The 25,082-nt window shown below is 61.7% G+C and carries 21 protein-coding genes; 8 read left to right on the top strand and 13 right to left on the bottom strand.

Features of this window, described 5'->3' with window-relative positions:
* Nucleotides 1-71 precede the first annotated feature (71 nt).
* The gene (locus P0D73_RS20295) at nucleotides 72-1,196 is read left to right on the top strand and encodes an MFS transporter (RefSeq protein ID WP_408176993.1); all 1,125 of its coding nucleotides are present in this window, start codon (nucleotides 72-74) and stop codon (nucleotides 1,194-1,196) included.
* A gap of 87 nt (nucleotides 1,197-1,283) precedes the next feature.
* Nucleotides 1,284-2,015: an SDR family NAD(P)-dependent oxidoreductase gene (locus P0D73_RS20290; RefSeq protein ID WP_408176994.1), complete on the top strand. Its 732-nt coding sequence runs from the start codon at nucleotides 1,284-1,286 to the stop codon at nucleotides 2,013-2,015.
* Between the two features lie 49 nt (nucleotides 2,016-2,064).
* Here P0D73_RS20290 and P0D73_RS20285 read toward each other — a convergent pair whose 3' ends face one another.
* The 3 genes from P0D73_RS20285 to P0D73_RS20275 form a co-directional block, all read right to left on the bottom strand.
* Nucleotides 2,065-2,517: a winged helix-turn-helix transcriptional regulator gene (locus tag P0D73_RS20285; protein ID WP_408176995.1), complete on the bottom strand. Its 453-nt coding sequence runs from the start codon at nucleotides 2,515-2,517 to the stop codon at nucleotides 2,065-2,067.
* Between the two features lie 227 nt (nucleotides 2,518-2,744).
* Nucleotides 2,745-3,158, bottom strand: coding sequence for a DUF302 domain-containing protein (locus tag P0D73_RS20280; protein WP_408176997.1), 414 nt, complete (start codon nucleotides 3,156-3,158; stop codon nucleotides 2,745-2,747).
* A gap of 103 nt (nucleotides 3,159-3,261) precedes the next feature.
* Nucleotides 3,262-4,137 carry a glutamate/aspartate ABC transporter substrate-binding protein gene (locus P0D73_RS20275; RefSeq protein ID WP_408176998.1) on the bottom strand — a complete coding sequence of 292 codons (876 nt, stop codon included), beginning with the start codon at nucleotides 4,135-4,137 and terminating at the stop codon, nucleotides 3,262-3,264.
* Nucleotides 4,138-4,507: 370 nt separating this feature from the next.
* On the opposite strand from P0D73_RS20275, the gene P0D73_RS20270 reads away from it, so the two are divergent.
* Complete coding sequence (locus P0D73_RS20270) at nucleotides 4,508-5,995, top strand: alkaline phosphatase family protein (protein WP_408176999.1); 1,488 nt, start codon at nucleotides 4,508-4,510, stop codon at nucleotides 5,993-5,995.
* A gap of 7 nt (nucleotides 5,996-6,002) precedes the next feature.
* On the opposite strand, the gene P0D73_RS20265 is transcribed toward P0D73_RS20270, so the two are convergent.
* The 3 genes from P0D73_RS20265 to P0D73_RS20255 all read right to left on the bottom strand — a co-directional run bounded on the left by P0D73_RS20265 (nucleotide 6,003) and on the right by P0D73_RS20255 (nucleotide 11,874).
* On the bottom strand, nucleotides 6,003-9,080 hold the full coding sequence (locus P0D73_RS20265; protein WP_408177000.1) for an efflux RND transporter permease subunit: 3,078 nt from the start codon (nucleotides 9,078-9,080) through the stop codon (nucleotides 6,003-6,005).
* A gap of 12 nt (nucleotides 9,081-9,092) precedes the next feature.
* Nucleotides 9,093-10,244, bottom strand: coding sequence for an efflux RND transporter periplasmic adaptor subunit (locus P0D73_RS20260; protein ID WP_408177002.1), 1,152 nt, complete (start codon nucleotides 10,242-10,244; stop codon nucleotides 9,093-9,095).
* Between the two features lie 124 nt (nucleotides 10,245-10,368).
* Nucleotides 10,369-11,874, bottom strand: a complete 1,506-nt coding sequence (locus P0D73_RS20255) for an efflux transporter outer membrane subunit (RefSeq protein ID WP_408432696.1) — start codon at nucleotides 11,872-11,874, stop codon at nucleotides 10,369-10,371.
* Between the two features lie 262 nt (nucleotides 11,875-12,136).
* Here P0D73_RS20255 and P0D73_RS20250 point away from each other — a divergent pair, with 262 nt between their 5' ends.
* The 3 genes from P0D73_RS20250 (at nucleotide 12,137) to P0D73_RS20240 (ending at nucleotide 15,451) form a co-directional block, all read left to right on the top strand.
* Nucleotides 12,137-13,507, top strand: coding sequence for an MFS transporter (locus P0D73_RS20250; RefSeq protein WP_132382202.1), 1,371 nt, complete (start codon nucleotides 12,137-12,139; stop codon nucleotides 13,505-13,507).
* A 393-nt stretch (nucleotides 13,508-13,900) separates the two neighbouring features.
* Nucleotides 13,901-14,833: a hypothetical protein gene (locus P0D73_RS20245; protein ID WP_408177004.1), complete on the top strand. Its 933-nt coding sequence runs from the start codon at nucleotides 13,901-13,903 to the stop codon at nucleotides 14,831-14,833.
* A gap of 45 nt (nucleotides 14,834-14,878) precedes the next feature.
* Entirely contained in the window at nucleotides 14,879-15,451 is a 573-nt protein-coding gene (locus P0D73_RS20240; RefSeq protein ID WP_408177006.1) for an OsmC family protein, read from the top strand.
* A 149-nt stretch (nucleotides 15,452-15,600) separates the two neighbouring features.
* Here P0D73_RS20240 and P0D73_RS20235 read toward each other — a convergent pair whose 3' ends face one another.
* The 3 genes from P0D73_RS20235 to P0D73_RS20225 all read right to left on the bottom strand — a co-directional run bounded on the left by P0D73_RS20235 (nucleotide 15,601) and on the right by P0D73_RS20225 (nucleotide 18,053).
* A complete protein-coding gene (locus P0D73_RS20235) occupies nucleotides 15,601-16,449 on the bottom strand; it encodes an SDR family oxidoreductase (protein ID WP_408177007.1) in 849 nt (282 codons plus the stop codon).
* A gap of 72 nt (nucleotides 16,450-16,521) precedes the next feature.
* Entirely contained in the window at nucleotides 16,522-17,283 is a 762-nt protein-coding gene (locus tag P0D73_RS20230) for an SDR family NAD(P)-dependent oxidoreductase (RefSeq protein WP_408177008.1), read from the bottom strand.
* A 29-nt stretch (nucleotides 17,284-17,312) separates the two neighbouring features.
* A complete protein-coding gene (locus tag P0D73_RS20225) occupies nucleotides 17,313-18,053 on the bottom strand; it encodes an SDR family oxidoreductase (protein WP_408177009.1) in 741 nt (246 codons plus the stop codon).
* 269 nt (nucleotides 18,054-18,322) lie between these two features.
* Here P0D73_RS20225 and P0D73_RS20220 point away from each other — a divergent pair, with 269 nt between their 5' ends.
* Nucleotides 18,323-19,264, top strand: a complete 942-nt coding sequence (locus P0D73_RS20220; protein WP_408177011.1) for an AraC family transcriptional regulator — start codon at nucleotides 18,323-18,325, stop codon at nucleotides 19,262-19,264.
* Nucleotides 19,265-19,354: 90 nt separating this feature from the next.
* On the opposite strand, the gene P0D73_RS20215 is transcribed toward P0D73_RS20220, so the two are convergent.
* Both P0D73_RS20215 and P0D73_RS20210 read right to left on the bottom strand, forming a co-directional pair.
* Nucleotides 19,355-20,170: a class II aldolase/adducin family protein gene (locus P0D73_RS20215; protein WP_408177012.1), complete on the bottom strand. Its 816-nt coding sequence runs from the start codon at nucleotides 20,168-20,170 to the stop codon at nucleotides 19,355-19,357.
* 294 nt (nucleotides 20,171-20,464) lie between these two features.
* Entirely contained in the window at nucleotides 20,465-21,619 is a 1,155-nt protein-coding gene (locus tag P0D73_RS20210) for a porin (protein WP_408432692.1), read from the bottom strand.
* Between the two features lie 295 nt (nucleotides 21,620-21,914).
* Here P0D73_RS20210 and P0D73_RS20205 point away from each other — a divergent pair, with 295 nt between their 5' ends.
* Complete coding sequence (locus P0D73_RS20205) at nucleotides 21,915-22,721, top strand: MetQ/NlpA family ABC transporter substrate-binding protein (RefSeq protein WP_408177014.1); 807 nt, start codon at nucleotides 21,915-21,917, stop codon at nucleotides 22,719-22,721.
* A gap of 123 nt (nucleotides 22,722-22,844) precedes the next feature.
* Here the strand turns inward: P0D73_RS20205 and P0D73_RS20200 are convergent, their stop codons facing one another.
* Together P0D73_RS20200 and P0D73_RS20195 are read right to left on the bottom strand one after the other, a co-directional pair.
* Nucleotides 22,845-23,960, bottom strand: a complete 1,116-nt coding sequence (locus P0D73_RS20200) for a succinylglutamate desuccinylase/aspartoacylase family protein (protein ID WP_408177015.1) — start codon at nucleotides 23,958-23,960, stop codon at nucleotides 22,845-22,847.
* A gap of 260 nt (nucleotides 23,961-24,220) precedes the next feature.
* Nucleotides 24,221-25,003, bottom strand: coding sequence for an ABC transporter substrate-binding protein (locus P0D73_RS20195; protein WP_132382224.1), 783 nt, complete (start codon nucleotides 25,001-25,003; stop codon nucleotides 24,221-24,223).
* Nucleotides 25,004-25,082: the final 79 nt, after the last annotated feature.

The raw sequence follows: 25,082 nt of genomic DNA, 5'->3' as shown, positions 1-25,082 counted from the left end.
GTCACTTCAACAACACGTTTCAGACGACAACACCCAGGAGTATTCATGGCCTGGCGTGTTGGCCATTGCGCTTGGCGCGCTCTCGCTGGTTGTCACCGAGTTTTCTGCCGGTTGGGTTGCTGTCGGGAATCTCCCGCGATCTGGGCGTGGCCGAAGGAACAGCCGGGCTAGCGGTCACTGCCACCGCGGTACTCGGCTTTATCGCCGCGCCGGTAACGGCGATTGCAATCGGCAAAGCCGACCGCAAGCTCGTCCTGCTTGGTCTCACGGTCTTGCTCATCATTTCCAGCGTATTGTCGTGGACTGCCGGAAGCTTCGCGACGCTACTGATCGCCCGCATCATCCTCGGCATTGGGGTAGGTGGGTTCTGGGCCATCTCCATTACCGCGGCAGCGAAGCTTGTTGCGCCGGAGAAGGTGCACGCGGCGTCGTCGCTCGTGTTCGCCGGCATATCGATCGGTTCTGTGATCGCAGTTCCGGCCGGCTCCTACATCGGTGCTCATGCCGATTGGCGTGACGGATTTCTTGGCGCGAGCATCCTGGCCGTTGTTTGCTTCATCTTGCAGCTCGTTTTTCTTCCGACGCTCAAGATGAAAGAAGGGGTAAGCGTCAGTGACTTCTTTGGCTTGCTGAAGGACCCAAAGATCCGGGCGATCTTCTTGACCGTGATCTTCATCGTTGCCGGGCAGTACGCAGGCTACACTTTCGTCACGCCTTACCTGGAACAGATCACTCATCTCGATGCCGCCATCGTCAGCGGCCTGCTGTTCGCGTACGGCGTGTCTACTGTCGTCGGGAATTTTGCCGGCGGTGCCTTCGCCGGGCGGAACCTGCATAGCACGGTGGTCGCCACGGTGTGGATCTTCGTGTTGTCTCTCGCTGCGATGGCAGTCTTCGCAACCAGCCCCATCTTCGCTGGCGCGGCGTTGCTGATATGGGCTCTTTCGTGGGGAATGGCTCCCGTGGGAACTCAGCTGTGGCTATATAACGCGACCTTGCATGCGCCTGAAGCCGCGCAGGCGATGAACACGAGCGTGTTCCAGCTGTCGATAGGATTGGGCTCGCTGGCCGGAGGCATCGTAGTCAATAAAGTTGGATTGCGCGGTTCGATGTGGCTCGGTGTCCTGATTCTGGCCCTTGCGGTCATGATGGTCTACATCGTCGGCCGTACGAATCCGCAGGCTGCCGTCGCGTGAGATGGATATCCTTCTCACGCTAGTAACGAACGCCGAACTCTTTTCGATCGTGCTGTGCTCGATGTGTTGACTTGACAGGAGATGAAGATGCAACCAACCGCAGTAGTGGTGGGCGTTGGCTCGGAGGAAGGCCTTGGCGCCGCAGTCGCGCGCCGATTCGCGCGTGGTGGCTTCCATGTGCTAGTGGGCGGCCGTACTATGAGCAAGCTCGAACAGGTAGTGGCGGGCCTCGCTGACGGAAACGGAACGCCGGTTCAGGTGGATGCTACGAACGAAGAGGATGTCCTGCGGCTATTCGAGCTGGCGTCGTCTCCTGGTGTCGGGCGCTCACCAGCCAGTGTCGTGGTCTTCAACGCCGGAAACAACCAGCACATCCCGTTTCAGGAGGTGTCCAGCGCTCAATTCGAGGACTTTTGGCGTGTGGGCTGTCTTGCCGGTTTTCTGGTCGGCAAAGAGGCGGCGAACCTTATGTTGCCTCAACGCCAGGGTACGATCATCTTCACCGGAGCGTCGGGTAGCTTGAGAGGAAAGCCCGGCTACGCGCATTTTGCAGCGGCGAAGGCGGGGCTTCGCATGGTAAGCCAGAGCATGGCGAGGGAATTCGGACCACAAGGCCTGCATGTCGCTCATGTGGTGATCGATGGTGGCATCAACGGAGCCAGGCTGAAGAACCTGCGTCCAGACGCCGTTGCCCAGCGAGGAACGGATGGTCTGTTGAACATCGATGCTATTGCCGAGACTTACTGGCAACTGTATCTGCAACACCCCACTGCGTGGACTCACGAGATCGACCTGCGGCCGTTCAAGGAATCGTTCTGACGCGTCTGGATGAGTCCATTCTTTAAACCGATGCAGCCCTCACCGCCGGCTAGTTCATGAAGACGATGCGGGGCACCAGAACATCCTTCGGATGGAGATGGCGCCCGTCTTCCGACATCATCGCTAGCCGCTTGAGAGGCCGCTTTTTCTTGGCATCCAAAGGGATGGAGCCGCGCTCCCCGGGTTCGAACAGATATTCGGCGCCCCACTGACCGAGCGCGACAAGCACGGGGAGCAAAGCCTCCCCTTTGCTGGTCAGTGCATACTCCTGGTATGCGCTGCCATCCGAGGCGGGGACAATTTCCATCACCCCCTGTTCGACCATTGATTTCAGACGGGCCGACAGGATATTTTTGGGGATTCCGAGGCTGCGCTGGAACTCGCTGAAGCGGCCTATGCCGGCCGTCGCGTCGCGGATGATGAGCAGCGACCACCAGTCGCCAATTTCATCGAGCGCCCGGGCGATCGCACAGAGATTCCCTTCGAGACTTTTGCGTTTCATGGCTGATCCTGCTTGACTATGCCCTAGCATATCATATCTGGTATCTTTATTGAACCAACGTGATGGAGGCATGAGAGAGTCTTCGCGGTGACTATCTCGTCATTGCACCCGCCAGGAGAGGCTCTGTCGCAGGACTGCGATCGGCTCGCCCGGACCGGGCCTGCCGCGATGGTTATTGCTGGTGGGAGGCCTGTCCTGCGGGCGATGGATTGTCTTTCTCCGCCTAGTCAATGCGCAGCGGCTGCCTCGACCAGAGCGACCACGCCACTGAGCGGCTTCATCAAATCATCCGGAAGTCCATGACGTTGGCGGAGATACTCGATCGAGTTGAACGACAACCATGTACGGCCATCGGTATCCTCCCAGACGAGTACCTTAAGCGGAAGATCCAGCGCAGCAGTAGGCGCGCATTGCATCAATGGCGTACCAGCCTTGGGGTTGCCGAAGATCACGAGTCGACTGAAGCTTAGCGCGAGCCCGGCTCGCTCGGCGTCGCCACTGAAATCGATGCAGCTGAAAAGCATCAGCCCCCGTTCCCGGATCAACTGTTGGAGGCGCTCGGTTGTTGCGGCACCGGAGCGCGCGCTTGCAAAGGTGACGATGCCGTTATCGGCACTCTCAGTAGTTGAGTTGGTGGTCATGGTGTCTCCAATGCGGACGGTACGCGTTCGACGTAGTCCAGACGAGCGCACCAACTCAGTTTAGGTGTTCCCGGAACCAGCGTGGTCGATTTTTAGCCCAGTCTCAATCAAACGACTTGTCGTTCGGCGCTGCGTACAATTTTTCCAGTCCCTCGCTCATGGGAAAGTCAAAGTTGATGCCTTTCGGCGGTACCGGCTTCATGAACCACTTGTCGTACATGGCTTTGATATCGCCGCTTTTCATCTCGTGAATCATGACGTCGTCGACCAGCTTCCTGAACTCCGGGTCGTCCTTGCGGAGCATGAAGCCATACGCTTCGGACGATTGAGGCGTTCCCACAATGACCCAGTCGGCGGGCTTGGCCGTCAGCGAGCGCGCGCCGGCAAGCAGGACGTCGTCCATCATGTAGGCCACGGCCCGGCCGGTTTCGAGCGTGACACGGCCTTCACCGTAATCTTTCGCGCTGATGATCTGCATGTTCATCTTTTTCTCCTCGTTCATTTTCCTGAGGAGACGTTCTGACGTGGTTCCCTGGTTGGTCACGACGGTCTTGCCGGTAAGATCGGCGAAATCCTTGATGCCGGAGTCTTTGCGCGTCAGGAGACGCGTCGTGGCAACGAAGAACGTGTTGGAAAACGCGACCTGGTTTTGCCGGGCCGTCAGGTTTGTCGTCACCCCGCATTCGAGGTCGACGGTGCCGTTCTGCACGAGTGGAATGCGGTTCTGCGAGGTGACCGGTATGAAGCGGACGCGCAGATCGGGGCGGCCAGTCTTGGCCTTCACCGCGTCGATGATTCTGTTGCAAATATCCTGGGAAAATCCGATCACCTGATTATTCGTATCAACGTACGAAAACGGCACGGATGTTTCGCGGTGGCCGATCGAAATCGAATTTCCGTTCTGGATTTTTGCCAGGGTCGACTGCGTCTCCTGCGCCGAGGCGGTGGTCGAAACAACGGCAAAAGTCGCGAGGGCCATCAACAGCCTGTGTTTCATAACAATTTCCCCATCGTGGTAAGAGCCCGTCTCTGCGCGTGTGCGCGGCCGATTTGATACATATGTTGCCAAAAAAATATTTAATGCAACATATGTTAACCACTGATACGCCAAACATTTGGCCGCTTTGATTGCACGAGCGGCACAGGGGGTCGACGGGTGCCTCACAAGGGCCGGTCACGCTGCGCTGCAATCCACGTCTGCGAATGCGTGTGATTTCGCCTGTCGGCATCGCGGCCGGAATCCGCTCGGGGGAGGGGAACGTTAAATGCTACTTCGGTCGACGGAGTCGCGCGGCGGCACGAACGAATACAGCCGCGCGAGTTGCACATCGACCCTGGAGACAAACAAAATGAGCACTCGGCCCACCAATCCGCCTGATCCTGCACGCCGGAAAATTCTCGCTGCGCTGGCAAGTTCTATTGCGTTGTCGGCTTGCGGCGGAGGTGGCGGCGGCAACTCCGGGTCAGGCGGGTCGACCAATCCTGCGATCGGAGCGATCCCGCCAGATCGCGCCAATCTTCCGCGTCCTCCATTGCCCGATCCGTCGACTTCCGGCATCGACCATATCGTCCTCGTCACGATGGAAAACCGTTCCTTCGATCATCTGCTCGGCTGGGTGCCGAACGCCGAAAGCGCGCAGGCTGGGCGCACGTTGACTGATGCGTTCGGCACGGCCCGCGCGTCGTTCGCGCTCACGGCAAATGCGGCCTATGGCTTCCAGGGCTGCGCATACGCGGACCCGGATCACGCGTACGACGCCGGGCGCACCCACCTCGCAAACGGCGCAATGAACGGCTTCCTGCTGACGCCGGCCACCAGCCTCACGCCTGGCGACTTGCTGCCGATCGGCTATTTCCAGGCCACGGATCTGGAGTTCTACCAGGGGGCTGTCGCGCAATACACCGTCTGCGACTATTACATGAGCGGCATTCTTGCCGACACCTACCCGAATCGCGTCTACCTGCATAGCGGTGAAACGGACCGCCTTTCCGACACGCTCGACACCTCGTCATTGCCGACCATCTGGGACCGTCTCGACGCGAAGAACATCTCGTCGACGTACTACTTCCACGACGTGCCGTTCACGGCGCTCTACGGAACCCGCTATGTCGGCCGTTCGAAGTTGTTTGCCGATTTCCTGACCGATGCCGCCGCGGGCACCTTGCCGTCGTTCTGTATGGTCGATCCGAGTTTCGGCGGCGAAGCACAGGGGACGTCGAACGACGACCATCCGCATGCCGACGTCCGCAACGGCCAGGTGCTGTTGGGGCAGATCTACGATGCGCTGCGCACCAGCCCGAACTGGAGCAAGACGCTCGTGATCATCGTCTACGACGAGTGGGGCGGCTTCATGGAACATGTCGCGCCGCCGATAAGGACGGTGTCGGCCGCCGAAAGCGCGTTGGGCAACGACGGGCGGCTCGGGTTTCGCGTGCCTTGCGTGCTGCTCGGACCGCGTGTGCGGGCGAACAGCGTGTCGCGCTATCCGTTCGATCCTAGTTCGATCCATCAACTGCTTGCCTGGCGCTTCGGGCTCGACCCGCTCGGCGTGCGGGGAAGCGATCCGGGAACGGTCAACCTGGCGTACGCATTGGATCTGGCGGACGCGCCACGCACCGACGCGCCTGCCATCGCCGTCACGCAGGGTGTTTTCGGCGCGGCGTGCGCGGCGTCGGCGTCCACCGGCGCTTCGGTCGTGACCGGCATCGGAGAACTGGACAAGAGCCAGGTCACGCCGGGAAGCACCGTCCCCGATACGTCAGTGAGCCCGGTGGGCGGCCGTTTCGCGGAGCTGAGAACGAAGGCGGACGCTCTTGGCTTCCCGAGCCCGAAGTAACCTGGCGTCAAGCGTGATCCGCTGGATTGCCTTGACCCGCCTTCGGCGCTCCGGCGTCCTGATGATGATCGGCGGCGAGAAACATATACATCGCGGGCACCACGAACAACGTGAAGAGCGTGCCGATCGACAGCCCCGTGAAGATCACGAGGCCCATCGCATTGCGGCCCGCGGCGCCTGCCCCGGAGGCGACCACGAGCGGCAGGACGCCGAGCACCATCGCCGCCGTGGTCATCAGAATCGGGCGCAGCCGCACGCCGGCCGCCTCTTCCAGGGCTTCGCGCTTCGATCTGCCGGCATGTTGCAGTTCGTTGGCGAACTGGACGATCAGAATGCCGTGCTTGCTGACGAGCCCCATCAGCGTGACGAGCCCGACCTGCGTGTAGATGTTCAGCGTCGTCAAGCCGATGTTGATGAAGATCAGCGCGCCGAAGAGCGCCATCGGCACCGAAATCAGAATCACGATCGGGTCGCGGAAACTTTCGAACTGGGCCGCGAGCGCAAGGAACACGATGATCGTCGCGAACATCAGCGTGATGATAAAACCGCCGGACTCCTGCACGAACTGCCGCGATTGCCCCGAGTAGTCCGCCGAATAGCCTGCTGGTGCTGCCTGTGCGGTCGCCTTGCGCAGAAAGTCGAGGACCTCGCCTTGTGACACGCCCGGCACGATCACGCCGGAGATCGTCGCCGAGTTGAGTTGCTGGAAGTGGTTGATCGATTCCGGCACGACGTTGTGTTCGAGATGCGCAATCGTCGAAGCCGGCATGACACTGCCGTCCGGCGTGCGCAGGTAGTAATCGAGCACCTGTGAAGGATTCAGGCGGTCGGTCTGCAATACCTGCGGAATCACCTTGTACGAGCGCCCGGCGATCGAGAAGTAGTTGACATAGCCGCCGCCGAGCGCCGACCCGAGGGCCTGCCCGACGTCGCTCTGCGAGAGGCCGAGCGAAGCGACCTTGTCGCGGTCGACGACGAGCGTGGCTTCCGGCTTGTCGAGCTTGAGATCGCTGTCGACGAAGAAAAACATCCCGCTCGCGCGGGCTTGTTGCAGAACTGCCTGCGATACCTCGTTGAGGTTCTCGAAAGGCTCGGTCGTGCTGATGACGAACTGCACCGGCAAGCCCTGCGAGCCCGGCAGCGGCGGAAACTGGAATGCCGCGACACGTGCCCCGGCAATCTCATTCCATTTCTGCTGCAATTCCTGTTGCAACGCGGTCGCGCCCTTGCTGCGCTGATCCCATGTCTTGAACAGCACCCCGCCGATTCCCTGGTTGAGTGTCGGTGAGCCCGTGAGCTGGAACATCTGCGAGTATTCAGGCAAGGCCTTGGATATGTCGAATACCTGGTCCGCGTACGTCTGCATCTGCTGGATGGTCGCGTTCGGCGGCCCCTGGATCTGCGACAGTACGATGCCCTGATCCTCCTGCGGCGCGAGTTCCGATTTCGACGTCATGAACAGGTAGACCGTTCCGCCGAGCAGCAGCGCGCCCATCACGGTGAATACGGGCCAGGTGTCGAGCGTCGCGTGCAACAGACGGCCGTAGCCACGATGAAGGCGTTCGAACTGGCGGTCGACGAAGCGCGCGAAGCGTCCCGACTCCTGGTCCGCGCGAAAGAAGCGCGAGCACATCATCGGCGACAACGTGAGCGCGATCACGCCGGACACCGTCACCGCGCCGGCCAGCGAGAACGCGAACTCGGTGAAGAGGGCGCCGGTCAGGCCGCCCTGAAAACCGATCGGCGCATACACGGCGATCAGCACGACGGTCATCGCGAGGATCGGGCCGCCGAGTTCGCGCGCGGCGATCAGCGCGGCCTCGAATGGCGCCTTGCCTTCCTCCTTCATGTGGCGATCGACGTTCTCGACGACGATGATCGCGTCGTCCACCACGAGCCCGATCGCGAGCACGAGCGCGAGCAGTGTCAGCAGATTGATCGAATAGCCGAGAAACTGCATCACGAAGAACGTGCCGATGAGCGACAACGGCATTGCGATCAGCGGCACGACGACCGCGCGCAAGCTGCCGAGGAACAGGAAAATCACCGCGGTGACGATCAGCAGCGCCTCGACCAGCGTCTTGATGACTTCGACGATCGCGGTGTTGATGAAATCGGTTGCGTCATAAACGATCTCGCCCGTCATGCCGGTCGGGAACTGCTTCTGCAGCCCCGGAAAGATGGCCTTCACGCGCTTGGCGACATCGAGAATATTGGCGTCCGGCGCGACCTTGATGCCGATGAACACCGAACGCTTGCCGCTGAACGCGACATTGAAGTCGTAGCTGTCGGCGCCGAGCACGACGTTCGCGACGTCTTCGAGGCGCACGATCGCGCCGTTCTTCTGTTTGACGACGAGTTGCTTGAAGTCGTCGACGGTGTGCAGGTCCGTGCCCGCGTTCAGATCGACGCTGACCATTTGCCCCTTGGTCGTGCCGAGCGTCGCGAGATAGTTGTTGTTGCCGAGCGCCGTGAAGACGTCGGCTGCCGTCACGCCGTGGGCGGCGAGCCGCGTCGCGTCGAGCCACGCGCGCAACGCGAACTGCCGGCCGCCGAGGATTTCAGCCGTCTGCACGCCTTCGATCGAATCGAGCTTGGGCTTGATGACGCGTAACAGGTAGTCCGTGACGTTGTTGCTCGGCAGCACGTCGCTGTAAAAGCCCATGTACATCGCGTCGGTGGTCTGCCCGGTCTGTATCGTCAGCACCGGCTGCTGCGCCTGCGGCGGCAACTGGTTGCGCACCGAGCCGATCTGCGTATTGATCTCGGTCAGCGCGCGGTTCGCGTCGTAGTTCAGGCGCAGCGTTGCGATAATGGTCGACACGCCGGTGCTGCTCGTCGACGACATGTAGTCGATGCCTTGCGCCTGGGCAATCGCCGACTCGAGCGGCTGTGTGATGAAGCCGGCGATGGTGTCGGCGCTCGCCCCGTAGTAGGCCGTGGTGATCGTCACGATGGCGTTTTCGGTCTGCGGATACTGGCTGACTTTCAGCGCGGCCAGCGAGCGCAACCCGAGCACGAGGATCAGCAGGCTGACGACCGAGGCAAGCACGGGCCGGCGGATAAAGAGATCGGTGAAGGTCATCGCGCGGTCTCTCTATTGTTCCTGGGGCGCCGGGTTCGGATTGTCCGACGGCTGCACGCTGTTGTTGATGACGAGCGGCGTGCCGTTCTTCAGCTTGAGCTGACCGCTGGTCACGACCTGCGTGCCGGCGTCGATGCCTTTGAGGATCGCGACCTGATCGCCGCGCGTCGGGCCAGGCGTGACGAACACCTGCTGCGCGACGGGCAGCGCCTTGCCCTGTGCATTGGGTTGCGTGCCCGGCTTGACGATGAACACGGTCGCGCCATAGGGGTTGTAAGTGATCGCGGTTTGCGGGAGCGTCAGGTAGCGCTGTCCGGCGCCCGCGTCGATCTTCACGTTCGCGTACATGCCCGGCAGCAGCTTGCGCTCGTGGTTGTCCACGCTGGCTTCGATCTGCACGTTGCGCGTGGTGCTGTCGACCTTCGGGCTGACCGACTGGATCTTGCCCTTGAACGTTTGCCCGCTGTAGGCGTTAGTGTCGACCACGATGGTCTGGCCGATCGCGAGTTGCCCGAGCTGCTGCTGCGGCACGTAGAAATCAGCGTAGATCGGATCGATTGCCTGCAGTGTGACGATCGCATCGCCCGGATTGATGTACTGCCCCGGATTGATCGTGGTGATGCCGAGACGTCCCGCAAACGGCGCGCGAATGATCTTCTTGTCGACAAGCGCGGCCTGTTGCGCGACTTGCGCCTTCTTGCCCTTGAGGTCGGCGGCGTCCGCGTCGAGCTGCGCCTTGGCGATCGCCTTGATGTCGTACTGCGCCTTGTCGCGCATGTAGACCGTCTGCGCGAGTTCTGCGGCTGCCTGGAGCGACTGGAGCAGCGCCACGTCGCTGTCCGCGTTGAGCCTGACAAGCACTTGTCCGGCTTTCGCTTCCTGTCCCGAGCTGAATGCCACCTCGCGCACGAGGCCGGCGACTTCGGTGGTGACATCGACGCCGCGCACGGCGCGCAGGCTGCCGACCGCCGCAAGCTGCGGCTGCCATTGCTGATAACCGGCGACGACTGCCGAGACGGTGGCGGGCGGCGCCGAGTTGCCCGCCATGAACTTGGCGAACATATGCGTGCGAAACACGTTGAAGCCGACGAGCGCGGCCAGCAGCAGGCCGACACAGATCAGCATGATCACCATCCGTTTTGTCAGCGGTTTTCTTTCGGTCATCGTGATGTCCTTGCACGGCATTGGGCGAAAGCGCCGGACGGTTCGTCCTTTCGTTCCTTCGTTTCTGACGGCGCGTGTTGCAAAGAGCGGTGAAGCGAGTGTCCCGTCGGGCTATGGCAATGCGTCAATGCGTGGTCGCGGCGGTGGCCGGCGCGGCGGCGTTCCACCAGCCGCCACCGAGCGCCTGGAAGAGGGCCGCGGTGTCGGCGTAGCGGGCTGCCTGAGCCTGAGCGAGGCTCACCACGGTTTGCTGGTACTGGCGTTGGGCATCGAGAAGCGATAGATAGCTCACGCCGCCGACGCGGTACTGCCCACGCGTGAGTTCCAGCGAGTCGTTGGCGGCATGCCAGGCATCCGTCTGCGCTTTCAGGCCGGTCGCGTCGTGATCGAGCGCGCGCAGCGAGTCCGCGACGTTCTGAAACGCCAGCAGCACCGTTTCACGATATTGCGCGTCGGCCTGCTCGTACGCCGCCTCGGCTGCGCGCTTCTGCGCGCTCAGTTGCCCGCCGTGGAAGACCGGTTGCAGCAGGCCGGCGCCGATGCTCCAGATCGTGCTGCCGGCTTTGAACACCTGTGCCGGCGTCAGAGCCTCGGCGCCGTAGCTGGCCGACAGCGTGATCTGCGGATACATCGCCGCGGTGGCCACGCCGATTTGCGCGCTGGCCTGATGCAGCACGGCATCGGCGGCGAGAATGTCGGGCCGCTGTTGCACCAGGGCCGACGGCAGGCTGACAGGCAGCGTTTCGGGTAACGAAAACATCTCGAGCCTGAATTCGGGCAACGCGGTGTCGCTGGGCAGTTTGCCGGCCAGCACGGCGAGCTGGTGACGCACCTGGTCGAGTTGTTGTTGCAGCGGCGGCAGCGTAGCGCGGGTCTGCGCCAACAGGGTCTGCTGCGCGAGCACCGTCGTACGGCCCACGCCCCCAAGTTCGAACTGCTTGCCGAGTACGCCCAGTTGCTCGTCTTCTTGCGCGGCGATCTGCTCGGTCGCCTCGATCTGGGCGCGCAGCGACGCTTCCTTGACGGCCGCGGTCACGATGTTCGCCGACATCGCGAGATAGGCCGCCTGCAACTGGAAGCGCTGGTAATCGACTTGCGCGTGCACCGCTTCGAGTGCGCGCCGGGTGCCGCCGAACACGTCGAGTTTGTACGACACGTTCACCGATGCGTTGTAGAGATTGAACTCCTCGACGAGTCCGGGCTCGCCGAATGTGACGCCGTTGAATTTTTCGCGCGTGGCGCCGAGTTGCGCGTCGACGCTGGGCAGAAGGGTGCCGCCCGCTTGCGCCGAGAAGTTCTCGCGCGCCTGCCGCAGGGCCGCTTGCGCCGCCGCGATGTTCGGACTGTTGACGAGAGCCTGACGGATCAGCGTGTCGAGCGGCTCGCAATGAAAGAGGGCCCACCAGGCGGCGGGAATGTCCTGTCCCGGCACGAAGCGCTGCGGCAAGCCGGCGGCTCCCGGGGAAGAGGCCGTCTGCTCGGGCAGCGGCGAGGCGGTGTAGGTGTCGGTAGCGGGCGCGGGGGGAGAGCGGTAGTCAGGACCGACCATGCAGCCGGCCACTGCGGCGCAGCCGCATAGCGCGACGCACAGGCGCCGCTGCCGGACAATACGCGGGTTAACGTCGGTCATCGATCCACCTTATATCGCCTGCGTTCTGACTAAACGAGCGAGCGGACGCGGATATTCGGGCAACGTGAACGTTCGGTGTTTCTTTTCCTGCCTGACGCCGGAATTTACCACGCGGGACGATAGCTACGCGTAGCCTAGCACGGTCGATTGCTGCGCTCGCACACGAGATCACGTAGGCAGTGCGCTTGACCTGCCGCCACCGGAATCTCCCATCGCGCAAACGGTCTATACTGGAATATCGCCCTTTTTTTCGGGGGATCAAATGGCTGCCACGCAATCCGGGGCGACGCCCCTCTCCGATCAGGACGCTCGGCGGCAGTTACGCCGCGCCGTCATCGCCAGCACGATTGGCACTACGATCGAATGGTATGACTTCTTCCTCTACAGTACGGTCACCGGCCTGGTTTTCGCGAAGCTGTATTTTCCCGGATCAGACCCACTTGTCGGCACACTGCAAGCTTTCCTGATTTACGCCGTCGGCTTTATAGCGAGGCCGGTTGGCGCGGCTATTTTCGGCCACTACGGCGATCGCATCGGACGTAAAGCCACGCTCATCGTCACGCTGTTGTTGATGGGATTCGCCACGTTTGCCGTGGCCTTTGTTCCGACCTATGCGACGATCGGCATCTGGGGCGCCGTCGCGCTCACGGTGCTGCGTTTCATCCAGGGCGTGGGCGTCGGTGGCGAATGGGGTGGCTCGGTCCTGATGTCGATGGAATGGGCGCGCACCAACGCGCACCGCGGCTTCGTCGCCTCCTGGCCGCAGTTCGGGGTGCCGGCGGGACTGTTCCTGGCCAACCTCGCCGTGCTGGCCATGAGCGAGATCTCCGGCAGCGCTTTCCTGACGTGGGGCTGGCGCGTTCCCTTCTTTCTCAGCATCGTACTGGTCGCGATCGGCCTCTACATCCGCCTGAATATTCTCGAGACGCCGATCTTCGCGCGGCTCCTCGCCGAACACAAGATCGAGAAGACGCCGATGCTCGAGGTATTGCGCCGCCAGCCGAAAGACATTCTTCTCTCGGCCTTTGCGCGCATGGCGGAACAGGCACCGTTCTACATTTTCACGGCCTTCGTCTTCACCTATGGCGTCACGACGCTGGGCGTGACACGCGACCTGCTGCTGACGGCGGTGCTGGCGGCTTCCGTGCTGGAATTCGTCACCATCCCGCTGTTTGGCCATGTGTCCGATCTGATCGGGCGGCGGCGGATGTACATGATCGGTGCCGCCGCTGTCGGCGTATTCGGCTTCCTCTATTTCGGCATGGTCGACACCAGGAATCCAATGTGGATCTTTGCGGCCATCGTGCTCTCGCTGGTACCGCATTCAATGATGTATGGTCCGCAAGCTGCATTGATCGCCGAATCGTTCACGGGGCGGCTGCGTTACAGCGGGGCGTCCATGGGCTACCAGTTGGCTTCGGTCATTGCGGGCGGCCCCGCGCCGCTGATTGCGACCGCGCTCTTCGCTTACTACCATTCGGGCTATGCGATCGCCGGCTATGTGCTGGTGTGCTCGGTGCTCAGCCTGATCGCCGCTTCGCGGCTGGGTGACTACACGAACAAAGACATCTCGCAGGAATACGACGATGCGCGGACGATGGGCGATAGCGGGCACGCCACTCCAGCCGCATGATTAGTCGGCTTGCCGCGGCTTCCATCAATAGGCCGCGGTCAGAGCGGGTCGGGTTCGCATTGCCTGTCTTCATTTCCACCACGCTAATTCCCGTTACCTCTGGTCCTACATACCTCGACAACATCCGCGGGCGCGCGACCTGACCGGTGCCTCATTGCGCCCATTGGCCAGATTGCCAGCGTGCCCCGTGCCATGCCCGACGCAATGTTCCTTCACATGCGTCGAATCTGATCAGGCGTTTCAGTCATATCTTACGGCGACCTGATCATAGAACCTCGCGTCTCCCAATCGTACATTTGAGCCACCGGAATGCCAGGTCAGCCGCCTGCCTTCAGGCCGGTAGATGAACGCTCACGGCCCCGCCGCATGACGATCCATATTGGGAGAAATGCTATGAATGCAGTATCGCGACTCACCGACCGCGATCGTTACGCGCGGTGCATTCGCGCTTCAAAGATGGTCAGCTGGGACATCGACCGTGACGTGATTCGAGGCCGCACCTTTGACACGTCGCAGAAGTATTTGCCAGACGGACTCTCGCTGGCTCCGAATTTCATCACGCTCTCGGATAGCGAGAAGCTTTTTGTCAGCCAGATTCAGGGACGCACGTATGCCAACGTGTTCGGACTGGTGGAGCGCTTCATCAACGCCAAGGTGCTGGAAGTCAGCCGTGACTATTGGCTTGGCGACCAGGTGGCGCTCGAGGCGCTGGTCCGCTTTAGCGACGAGGAGCTTAAGCATCAGGCGCTGTTTCGCCGCATCGACATGCTGGTCGGTGAAACGCTGCCCGCTGGCTATCGCTTCAACGTCGACCCTGATGCCATTGCCGCCGTGGTCCTCGGCAAGAGCACCTGGGCCGTGCTGGCGCTGACGCTGCATATCGAACTGTTCACCCAGCTTCACTATCGCCATAGCATTGATCCAGACGGTCAGCTTTCCGAACTATTCAAGAATGTATTCCTTTACCACTGGAAGGAGGAGAGTCAACACGCCATTCTCGACGAGCTCGAATGGGGACGTCACGACGCCACTGTCACGGCTAACGATCGCGACAAGGCTGTTGACGAGTTCATCGAACTGGTCGTCGCGATCGACGGCATTCTGCAGGCGCAGGCCGTAGCCGACGCGCGTTACTTCGTGGCCAACTGCGGCCGCGCGGTCTATGAAGCGGAAACGCTGTCGATCGAAGCGAATTTCCTCGAGGCCTACCGGTGGCAATACATCCACTCGGGTGTACGTCACCCTCATTTCAGGGAGGTGCTTTATAGCCTTATTTCCGAAGACCAGGCCATGCGCATCCAGACTGCGCTCGCCACCCTGCAATAAGACTTTCTGAAGCTGAACAACCCACGTTTGTCCAGGAGATGGAACATGAATGCCAATGCACAGACCCATGAAACTAACATCGTCAACGGCCTCAACGTCGACGACCTGTTCTCCCTGATCGAAGGCGTCAAGGGCGATGCGTCGAAAGCCAACACCAGTTGGCGCGTTGCCACGACCTGGAAGGGCCAGGCCCGGAGTCACTCCGAGGTAAAGGGGTTCGCGATCGGAGGGCAGGACGTGTCGCGTCGATTCACGATCGATATCGATGAACCTCTCGAACTCGGCGGCTCGAACCAGTTCGCCAATCCTCAGGAGCATCTGATCGCGGCGCTGAACGCTTGCATGACGGTGGGTTACGTGGCGCAGTGCGCTGTTCGCGGAATCACGCTCCAATCTCTCGAGATTGAAACGGAGGGCGACATCGACCTTAGAGGCTTTCTCGGGCTCGACCCGAAGGTGGCAAACGGCTACGAGAGCCTGCGTTATACCGTTCGTATCAAGGGCAGCGGTACCAAGGAACAGTTCGCCGAAATCCACGACGCTGTCATGGCCACTTCTCCCAACTTCTACAATCTAGCAAATGCCGTCTCCTTGAAACCCACGCTTCTGGTCGGGTGAGCTTCGCGATGTAGGGCGGCGCGACTCGAATCGTTTCCGTCGCGCCGCCTTCCAACTGCGGATCGCCAACTCAGCTGTCCGGTGAACGGTCATACGCGTTCACCGACGTTCACCGGTTCCAACTTTTCGGCACGTGTTCAGGCTTGAAGTTACTCGACGAAATCCGTTGCTTCGGAAGAGCCTTTCCAGGCGTCGACATCGTGCTGGACCGCCGCGGTCTTTTGCGCCGCCAGTTCGTTCGCAATCTTGCCGGCGAACAGGTGCAACGGGGGTTCTGTTACGTCCACCGCCTGCATGATCAGCAGGGCCAGCTTGTCCGGGTCGCCTGCCTGACGACCGTGCAGCGTGCCGAGATGCAGATCGAGCGATGCCTTGGCCTCGGTGTATTCATCGATCTGCCGTTTGGCCACCGCTAGCGCGCCACTCGACAAAAACTCCGTGCGCACCGGCCCCGGATATACCACCGTTGCCTTGATGCCGAACTCGGCCACCTCGGCGGCCAGCGACTCCGTCAGGCCGGCGATGGCGAACTTGCTCGCCACATAGCTGCCCCAGCCGGCGTAGCCGCCCTGGAAACCCACGATCGAAGCGATATTGATCACGTGCCCGCCGCGCTGGGCACGCAGGTGCGGAAGTGCATGCCGCAGCACCGTCAGCGGGGCGAACAGGTTGATGTCGAAGTTTTGCCGAAGCTCCTCGTCCGAAAGCCCTTCAACGGTGCCTTGTTGCGCATAGCCGGCGTTGTTGACGACCACATCGATCTTGCCGAAGGTTTCGATCGTCCTGGCGATAGCGGACCGCACGCTCTGGTCGTCGGTGAGATCCACTTGCAGAGGAAGAAACTGCCCGGAAGCCTGGCCGATCGCTTCGGTCAGCGACGCTACGGTTCGCGAGGTCGCCGCGACGCGATCGCCGCGCGCGAGGAGTTGCCGCACGAGTCGTTGGCCGACGCCTTTCGACGCGCCGGTGACAAACCAGATTTTTGCAGACTTGCTCATGATGATGTCCTTTGATAGATCAGTCATGCGAAATTAATGGAGGCTAATTGTTTAAAGGAACACGGCCATGAATTACTTGAGCGCCACGCTCATTCCACCATCGGCCATCACCACCGCGCCGACGATATAGCTGGCTTTATCGGAAGCCAGGAAGGCGATCACTTCGGCGATTTCCCGCGGATCGGCCGCCCGTTTGATCGGCGCGCTCTTGCCATGCGCGGCGAGAAAAGCCGGCCCGTCTTCGTGGATGTGGTTCGTGATGTTCGTCACCGCATCGCCCGATCCGACCGCATTGACGCGAATGCCGTGATCGATCGCCTCGAGCGACATGGCGCGCGTCAACTGGGCGAGCGCGCCTTTCGACGCCGCATAAGCGGCGATCAGCGGAAACGCCTGATAACACGCATATGAACCCACGTTGACGATCGCGCCCGTCTTCGCCGGCATCATCGCGCGCATTGCCTCGCGCGAGAAAAGGAACGCGCCGGTGGAATTGACTGCCTGAATGCCGTTCCAGTCGTCGAGCGTCATGTCAATGACCGGCTTGTTGATGATGATGGCCGCGTTGTTGACCAGAATGTCCAGCCGCCCAAAGCGTTCTGTCGCTGTCGACACCGCACGCACCGCGCTTTCTTCATGCGCGACGTCGGCGATGAGCGGCACGATCCCCGGCTGGGCCAACGCTTCGACATTGGCGCCGCGATCGACGGCGATCACGGTGGCGCCTTGGGCGTGCAGTAGTTCGGTGGTGGCGAGTCCGATGCCGCTAGCCGCGCCAGTGACGATGGCGACTTTGCCGGCGAACAGCTGGTCTGTGGATGCAGATGAGGTCATGATGAATTTCTCCTGGGGGAAGGGGATGCTTAGAAGGGACTGGCCGTCGGACGCACGACGAGTTCGCTCACGTCGACATCCGCCGGCTGCTCGATCGCGTAGGCGACTGCGCGCGCAATGGCGTCGGAGGTCAACGCGATCCGGCGGAAGTCACGCATTGCGGCCCGCGCCGTCTCGTCGGAGATCGAATCGGCCAACTCCGACTCCACGACGCCCGGGCAGATCACGGTCACGCGAATCTTGTCGGTTTCCTGCCGCAAGCCATCCGAGATGGCGCGCACGGCGAATTTGGTGGCGCAGTACACGGCGGCCGTCGGCGTGACGGCCAGCCCGCCGATCGAGGACATATTGATGATCTGGCCGAACCCCTGCCGCTCCATGGTCGGCAGTACCGCGGCGATGCCGTGCAACACGCCGCGCACGTTCACGTCGATCATGCGATTCCACTCGTCCACTTTGAGCGAACTCAAAGGCGACAAAGGCATCACGCCGGCGTTGTTGACGATCACGTCGATACGGCCGAAGGTGTCTAGCGCGAACTGGGCGAAAGCGTTCACGTCGGCGGCGGACGTGACGTCGAGTGCCCGATAATGAACCGAGCCGCCGCTCGCCTGGATTGTCTCGGCCAACGCCGCGAGTCGTTCGGTGCGCCGTGCGCCGATCACGAGCTGATGCCCCTGGGCAGCGAGCAGCCGAACCGTTGCTTCGCCGATACCGCTGCTTGCCCCGGTGATGAGGATGACCTTGGGTTGGTTGGTTTGCGTTGTCATGGTGCGTTCTCCGTTCCGATAGTTCGTGCAGGTTTTGTCCGAGGGGCGCCGCGAAGGCCGTACATCAGAAAGCAGGGCAATCGCGGCGGCGTGTCTCTCGAGACCTTCGGCAGCACTGTGCAACCGATGACCCATCTTATGAGCCGGCCACCTGCGTGCGAATACACGCGACAATGGCGGTATTGCCTATTCCTATCGACGTGGGTTGTTGCCCGTTGATCGAGTCCGGCGGAATCGCTTAACCTGACCTCGCAAAAAAAGGAGTTCTCGTGACCGTTGCCGACAACCCGGTTTCCACAAGAATGGTGAGCCTGCTTGGGCGTCTGGCGCCGAATGAGGGGTACACCCAGTCCGCACTGGAATCGGTGCGGTTCATGCGCTCGAACCGGCCGCTGGGGCGCACACCCGTGCTGTACGAACCCAGCATCGTGATCGTGTGCCAGGGGCGCAAGCTGGGCTTTCTGGGCGAAGAGGTGTACGTCTACGATGCGCAGCACTACCTGGTTCTGTCGGTACCGCTGCCGTTTTCGACGGAAACCGAGGCGAGCGAGTCCGAGCCGATGCTGGCCGTGTCGCTGCGGCTTGATCTCACCGATCTGACCGACCTGATTCTGGCGATCGATCAAGCGGCGTGCCAGCAGCAAGGCACGCCGCTTGGGATCGTCTCCACGCCGCTGGAGGGCGATCTTGCCGACGCTACGTTGCGCCTGCTACGGGCGCTGAGCTCGCCGCTCGATGCCCAGGTGCTCGGGCCGTCAATCGTGCGCGAAATCTGCTATCGGGTCCTGGTGGGGGAGCGTGGTGCGGCGATGCGAGCGGCGCTCGCCCATCAAGGCCGCTTCGGCAGGGTGGCCAAGGCGCTGCGGCGGATCCACACGGACTTTGCCGAGCCACTCGATGTCAGCCGTCTCGCCGACGAGGCCGGCATGAGCGTGCCGGCTTTTCACGCCAATTTTCGGGCCGTCACGCAGACTTCTCCGATCCAGTACATCAAGTCGACGCGCCTTCATCAAGCGCGCCTCATGATGATCCGCGATGGCTTGACTGCCGCGTCCGCGTCGGCGCGAGTCGGCTATGAGAGCCCGTCGCAGTTCAGCCGCGAATTCAAGCGGTTTTTTGGCCGCTCGCCGGTGGACGAGGCTCGGGACATGCGAGCGTCTTTCGCGCTTTCGCCCGCCGCGAAGATCGACGATTTTGTTGCGTCTCACTGATAGCCCGCTTCACTCATGCTGCGCGCGAGTTACGGCGCTCAGACCGGGCATCGGCGCTGAGCGCAAAGGCAACGGCAACGGAGAATGGCGCTAGCTGCGGTAATCGGATTTCGGGTCGTCGATCAGACGGAGCGCGGCTTGCCACGCCAGCTCCGCGATTTCCGCCGAATCCTCGCGAGCGAACTGGCTCGCGGTCAGTTCACAGACTTCGCGCGGCGGGATGCGCAAGGCGCTGCCGCCGGCCAACGCCTGAATCTGCGCCTGGCAGGCACGTTCGAGGAAGTAGATCTCATGGAATGCTTCGGCGGCCGTGGCGCCTGCGGCCAGCAATCCGTGATTGCGCAGGATCATCGCCTTGCAGGTGCCGAGATCGCGGACCAGACGTTCGCGTTCGCCGAGTTCCAGCGCGATGCCTTCGTAATCGTGGTAGCCGAGCTTGCCGTAGAACTTCAACGCATGCTGGCTGATCGGCAGCAGCCCTTGTTCCTGAGCGGATACAGCGGTTCCGGCGGCCGTGTGCGTGTGGATCACGAAATGCAGGTCGTCCCGCGCGGCGTGAATCGCCGAGTGGATCGTGAAACCCGCGGCGTTCACGCGGAACAATGCGGGCTCGGTTTGCGCGCGCTCGTCGACGACCTTGCCCTGATGATCGATCTTCACCAGATCCGAAGCGCGCATCTCGTGGAACAGGACACCATAGCGATTGATCAGGAAGGCGGCTGGCTCACCCGGCGCGCTCGGCAGACGCGCGGTAATGTGCGTGTCGATCATGTCCGTCATGCGGAAATGCGCGACGAGCCGGTAAAGCGCGGCCAGTTCTTCCCGCACATGCTGCTCGCTATCGGATTGCGTGCTGCGTGCTGCGCGCGATTCCAGCGCAGGGTCGGATAATTGGGTCGTTTGCATTTGAGAAGGCTCCGAGGTTCGCACTTGTTGTCGTGTGCGTAATGTTCGCTGCCGGCGAGGCTGGCAAGCGTCGCGGCTTCAGTAAACAATACGCCGTTATCGTCGGCGAGGACCAGTCCGTCGGACCGTACCATGCTCGCGCATGGTCTCGTGCCGTTAACGGAAGCCAAAAGCAACGGGGCGAATGATCTCCGATAAAAAAGAACTCGCCCAAAAAGAAAAACGCCCCGCAGGGCGTTTTTCAAGAACCTCGGTCCAGCAGGAAACTCGCGTTCCCCGCTGAGAGAGACTCGCTTAGAACTTGTGACGGATACCGACGCGGAACGCCAACTGGTTGTCCGAACCCGTGCCCGACGTGTTGAAAAAGCTCGTGCTCGAACCAATCTGCGCCTGCACATCGCCCGTTGCCGCGTTGTGGCCCGAAGCGATCTGGTAGATACCCAGTGCATATACGTCCGTACGCTTGCTCAGCGCGTAGTCGACGCTCAGGTCCGCCTGGTTCCAGTGGCCCGTGTTCGCGTTGCTCAGGTGCATGTACGTGTAGCCCGCGCCTGCCGTCAGAGCCGGCGTGAATGCGTACTTCGCGCCTGCTTCATAGGCGGCGAACGTCGTCGAACCACCCGTGATCGGCTCGAAGCGCGTGTTCGTGTACAACGCCCACAGCGTCGCTGCGCCGATCGAGTAACGGCCGCCGACGCCGAACGTGCGCAGATCGCGCACCGTGCCGGTCGTCACGTTGGCCATGGCCGTCGGGAACGCCGGCGTTGCCTGACCCGGGAAGCGGATGTCCGTGTAAGCCGCGCCGACGCCGAACGGGCCGTTTGCGTAGTTCACGCCGAAGCTATAAGCACGCGACGAACCGGCGGTCGTGCCGACCGTCGGTGCGCCGGCAAATGCGCCTGCCTGGTTCGAGAAGCCGTACATCGCGCCGAAGGTCAGGCCCGCGAAATTCGCGCTGCTGAACTTGACTGCGTTGTTGATACGGCTCGACGTCAACTGGTCGACGTCGTTGATGTGGTAAGCGTAGTTACCCGCGACGGTCTGGCCGCCGGTCGAGTAGTTGCCGCCCAGATAGTCCGTCGAAAACGAGTACTGGCGACCGAACGTCAGCGAGCCGATACCGTCCTTCGACAGACCGACATAAGCTTGACGGCCGAACAGCGCGCCACCCTGGCCGAGCGTGCCGTTGCCGCTGTTAAAGCCGCTTTCCAGGACGAACAGCGCCTTCAGGCCGCCACCCAGATCTTCCGTGCCGCGCAGGCCCCAACGGCTGCCTTGCGAAACGCCGTCGTCGTACTTGAAGAGGTTGTCGTGACCCGTTGCGGTCTTCGAGTTGTTCACGTAGCTGATACCGGCATCGATCAAGCCATACAGCGTGACGCTGCTTTGCGCGTGGGCGGCGGTGGCGAAGACGGCGAGAGTAGCGGCGGTCAATACTTTCTTGTTCAAGACTTTCTCCGATTAAAAATTAAGCGATCGCGGCGCCGAACTCTTTGGTCAGGTCGTGCGATGGCCCGAAATTTAAGGGAACGCAGAGTAAGGTATGTGACAGCATGGGTTATTTTTGAAATCTGTCGCGCCGGCGCGACACTCACATGGCGCCGCCCGCTCAAATCACGCAGGCCATGCGCGTATAAGCTTTTTCCGGATCGTGCATATAAGCGTGTGAAAAACGATTGGTTTCGGGCGCCCCGGCCGCATGCGACGATGCGCGCCTATCAACAAATCACACGTGGGGCAACGCATGCAACGCCGGAGAATCATCCAGAACCTGCTCGCTATTGCGGCCATTTCGCTCACGGCCACGTTCGCGCACGCGGACGACAAACAACTCAAGATCGGCACGATGAGCGGTCCCGACGCGCAAATCTGGACGGTCGTGACGAAAGTGGCGGCGCGCGAAGGTCTGAACGTCAAGGTCATCGAATTCAACGACTACGTGCAGCCGAACGCGGCGCTCGACGCGGGCGATCTCGACGCCAATGGTTTTCAGCACCAGCCGTTTCTCGACAGCCAGATCAAGCAGCGCGGCTACAAGATCGTCAACGTCGGCCTGACCTATGTGTCGCCGATGGGCTTCTATTCGAAGAAACTCAAGTCGCTTAAGGACTTGCCGGAAGGCGCGAAGGTCGGCATCCAGAACGATCCGTCGAACGGCAACCGTGCGCTGCTGCTTCTGCAGAAGTACGGCGTGATCAAACTCAAGCCGGGCGTCGGCACGAATGGGGTGAACGCGACGCCGCTCGACGTCGCCGAGAATCCGAAGAAGATCAAGCTGGTCGAACTCGACGCCGCGCAATTGCCGCGCGCGCTCGGCGATCTCGACGCGGCGTCGATCAATACCGACTACGCGGTCAAGGCCGGCCTGCAGCCGACCAAAGACGCGATCGCGATCGAGGACCTCAAAGGCCCGTACGCGAATCTGATCGCGGTGCGCGAGCAGGACCGCAATCAGCCGTGGGTAAAGAAGCTGGTGGCGGCGTACGAGTCGGACGAAGTGCGCAAGTACATCGATACGCAATTCAAAGGCGCGATCATTCCGGCCTTCTGAGCGCGGCTTCGACACACGGAGTGCAAAAGCAGATCGCCCGCTGAAACAGCGGGCGATTTGTCTTTCGGCTCAAGCTTTTACAGGTGCAATGCGCGGCAACGCGGCACCGTCCACGGTTGCGCTTTAGTTGCTCAACAGCGAGCCGCTGCGGAACGCCTTCGCGCCGGCGATGCGCGCGAACTCCAGACCGGCCGTCGCAAAGCGCGTCAAATGCCGTGCGTACAGCACGCCGGCCACGCTGCTCTTCAGCGTGACGACTTGCTCCGTCAGCGGATCGACGATATCGGCGATCTCATGGCCCACGTCGACCCAGGTGCCCACTTCGCAGCGATACACCAGCACGCCGCTCATCGGCGCGACGATCGGCTCGGCGCCGGCGAGCGGCGTGGCGGCGAATTCGAGCGGCGGCAGCGGAGCGGCCGTGCCGTCGATCACGCCGCGCGAGGTCAGGTATTCGATGATCGCCTGGGCATCATGCTCGGCGTACTCGTACGACACTTCGCGCTGGCCGCGCAGCTCGATCGTGACCGAGATCGAGCCGTTCGGAATCGGGAAGCGGTCGCCGTAGCGGCCACGCAGATCCGACCAGCAGAAGCTGTGGATTTCATCGAACGGGTTGCCCACCGAATTGAGCGCGAGCAGCGAGGCCTTGGCATCCAGGTAGCAGGCGAGCGGCTCGACTTCCGGCCACAGATCCGGATTCGTGTAGAGGTGCATCGCGGCTTCCCAGTCGCAGTGCAGATCGAGCACGATGTCGGCGTCGTACGAGAGCTTTTGCAGTGCGAGGCGCTGCGATTCGAGTTCGGTTGCCGGCTGTTGCGCATCGAGCGCCTCGCGCATGGCCGTACGGATGGCGGTGCGGTTGGCGTCGACGTTGTCGGTCAGGCGCGACTCGATTACCGGCTGCACCAGCGCCGACAGATCGTGGAAATTACGGTTGAAGTTCTGCGCGGTGTTGGTTTCGAAGCGTCCCGTCAGATGGCCGAGAAAGTGCTGGTTCAGGCCGATCGGATTGGCCACCGGCACGATCACGACTTCGCCGCGAAGCTTACCGGCCGCTTCCAGCGCGGCCAGCTTGCGGCGCAGCGCCCACGACACCAGCATGCCGGGCAACTCGTCGGCATGCAGCGACGACTGGATGTAGATCTTCTGCCCGCCGCCGGGACCGTAGTGGAAACTCATGAGGTTGCGGGCGGTGCCGAGCGTCGGGGCAATCAGCGGATGGGTTTGGGTTTGCATAGTTTTCAAATCCGCGGCCAGGTGGGGCGTGCCGCGCTATCTCGTTGATAACAGTGGGGAAACTTGCTTGGCGGCCGGTCAGTCTCGGGGCCGGCGGGTGGCGCCTTGCGGGCGCCTCGATCGCACGATCTTAGCCGATATGACGCAGTGTGTGGTTTTATGCGACGCCGCAAATGAAACGGGCTCCGCATGTGGCGGAGCCCGTTTCGGCAAACCGGCAGGCGCGCCGTCAGACGCGCATGGCTGGTTGAGTTGGCAACTTAGCTGCCGTACACGTCGAAGTCGAAGTACTTCTTCTCGAGCTTCTTGTACGTACCGTCCTTGATGATGTCGGCGATCGCCTTGTCGATCTTCGCCTTCAGATCGGTGTCTTCCTTGCGCATGCCGATGCCCGCGCCGTTGCCGAGGATCTTCGGATCGTCGAGGTTCTTGCCGACGAAGTCGAAGCCGGCGCCGCGCGGCGTCTTCAGGAAGCCGATTTCAGCTTGCACCGCATCTTGCAGCGCTGCGTCCAGACGGCCCGACAGCAAGTCGGCATAGACCTGGTCCTGGTTCTGATACGGCACGACCTTCGCGCCCTTCGCTTCCCAGTACGTCTTCGCGTAGGTTTCCTGGATCGTGCCTTGTTCCACGCCAACCGTCTTGCCCTTGAGCGAGTCGGCCGTCGGCAGGATGCCCGAACCCTTCTTCGCGACTAGGCGCGTCGGCGTGTTGAACAGCTTGTTCGAGAAGGCGATCTGCTCGGCGCGTTGCGGCGTCATGGACATCGACGACAGCACGCCGTCGAACTTCTTCGCCTTCAGGGCCGGGATCATGCCGTCGAAGTCGTTTTCGACCCACACGCACTTGGCCTTCAGGCGCGCGCAGATTTCATTGCCGAGGTCGATGTCGAAGCCAACGAGCTTGCCGTCCGAGCCCTTCGACTCAAACGGAGGATAGCTGGCGTCAACGCCGAAACGGATGGTCGACCACTCTTTAGCGTGTGCGCCAATCGAGACGGTAGCAAGCAGAGCAACCGTCAAAGCCGCTAGCAGTTTTTTCACTGTTTAACTCCTCGTGTAGTTCAAATACGCCCGCATGCGGTTGTACCGCTGCGAGTCACCCGGCGCGACTCACGACCGG

It is taken from the genome of Paraburkholderia sp. RL18-101-BIB-B, assembly GCF_046026985.1.
Classification (GTDB): Bacteria; Pseudomonadota; Gammaproteobacteria; order Burkholderiales; family Burkholderiaceae; genus Paraburkholderia.
Note: the sequence above shows the minus strand (reverse complement) of the source record. Positions and strands in the feature narration are given on the sequence as shown.

Bases quoted from the DNA above. Each gene is read 5' to 3' on its own strand.
- P0D73_RS20290 (WP_408176994.1), top strand. From the start codon at position 1,284: ATGCAACCAACCGCAGTAGTGGTGGGCGTTGGCTCGGAGGAAGGCCTT.
- P0D73_RS20285 (WP_408176995.1), bottom strand. From the start codon at position 2,517: ATGAAACGCAAAAGTCTCGAAGGGAATCTCTGTGCGATCGCCCGGGCG.
- P0D73_RS20280 (WP_408176997.1), bottom strand. From the start codon at position 3,158: ATGACCACCAACTCAACTACTGAGAGTGCCGATAACGGCATCGTCACC.
- P0D73_RS20275 (WP_408176998.1), bottom strand. From the start codon at position 4,137: ATGGCCCTCGCGACTTTTGCCGTTGTTTCGACCACCGCCTCGGCGCAG.
- P0D73_RS20270 (WP_408176999.1), top strand. From the start codon at position 4,508: ATGAGCACTCGGCCCACCAATCCGCCTGATCCTGCACGCCGGAAAATT.
- P0D73_RS20265 (WP_408177000.1), bottom strand. From the start codon at position 9,080: ATGACCTTCACCGATCTCTTTATCCGCCGGCCCGTGCTTGCCTCGGTC.
- P0D73_RS20260 (WP_408177002.1), bottom strand. From the start codon at position 10,244: ATGACCGAAAGAAAACCGCTGACAAAACGGATGGTGATCATGCTGATC.
- P0D73_RS20255 (WP_408432696.1), bottom strand. From the start codon at position 11,874: ATGACCGACGTTAACCCGCGTATTGTCCGGCAGCGGCGCCTGTGCGTC.
- P0D73_RS20250 (WP_132382202.1), top strand. From the start codon at position 12,137: ATGGCTGCCACGCAATCCGGGGCGACGCCCCTCTCCGATCAGGACGCT.
- P0D73_RS20245 (WP_408177004.1), top strand. From the start codon at position 13,901: ATGAATGCAGTATCGCGACTCACCGACCGCGATCGTTACGCGCGGTGC.
- P0D73_RS20240 (WP_408177006.1), top strand. From the start codon at position 14,879: ATGAATGCCAATGCACAGACCCATGAAACTAACATCGTCAACGGCCTC.
- P0D73_RS20235 (WP_408177007.1), bottom strand. From the start codon at position 16,449: ATGAGCAAGTCTGCAAAAATCTGGTTTGTCACCGGCGCGTCGAAAGGC.
- P0D73_RS20230 (WP_408177008.1), bottom strand. From the start codon at position 17,283: ATGACCTCATCTGCATCCACAGACCAGCTGTTCGCCGGCAAAGTCGCC.
- P0D73_RS20225 (WP_408177009.1), bottom strand. From the start codon at position 18,053: ATGACAACGCAAACCAACCAACCCAAGGTCATCCTCATCACCGGGGCA.
- P0D73_RS20215 (WP_408177012.1), bottom strand. From the start codon at position 20,170: ATGCAAACGACCCAATTATCCGACCCTGCGCTGGAATCGCGCGCAGCA.
- P0D73_RS20205 (WP_408177014.1), top strand. From the start codon at position 21,915: ATGCAACGCCGGAGAATCATCCAGAACCTGCTCGCTATTGCGGCCATT.
- P0D73_RS20200 (WP_408177015.1), bottom strand. From the start codon at position 23,960: ATGCAAACCCAAACCCATCCGCTGATTGCCCCGACGCTCGGCACCGCC.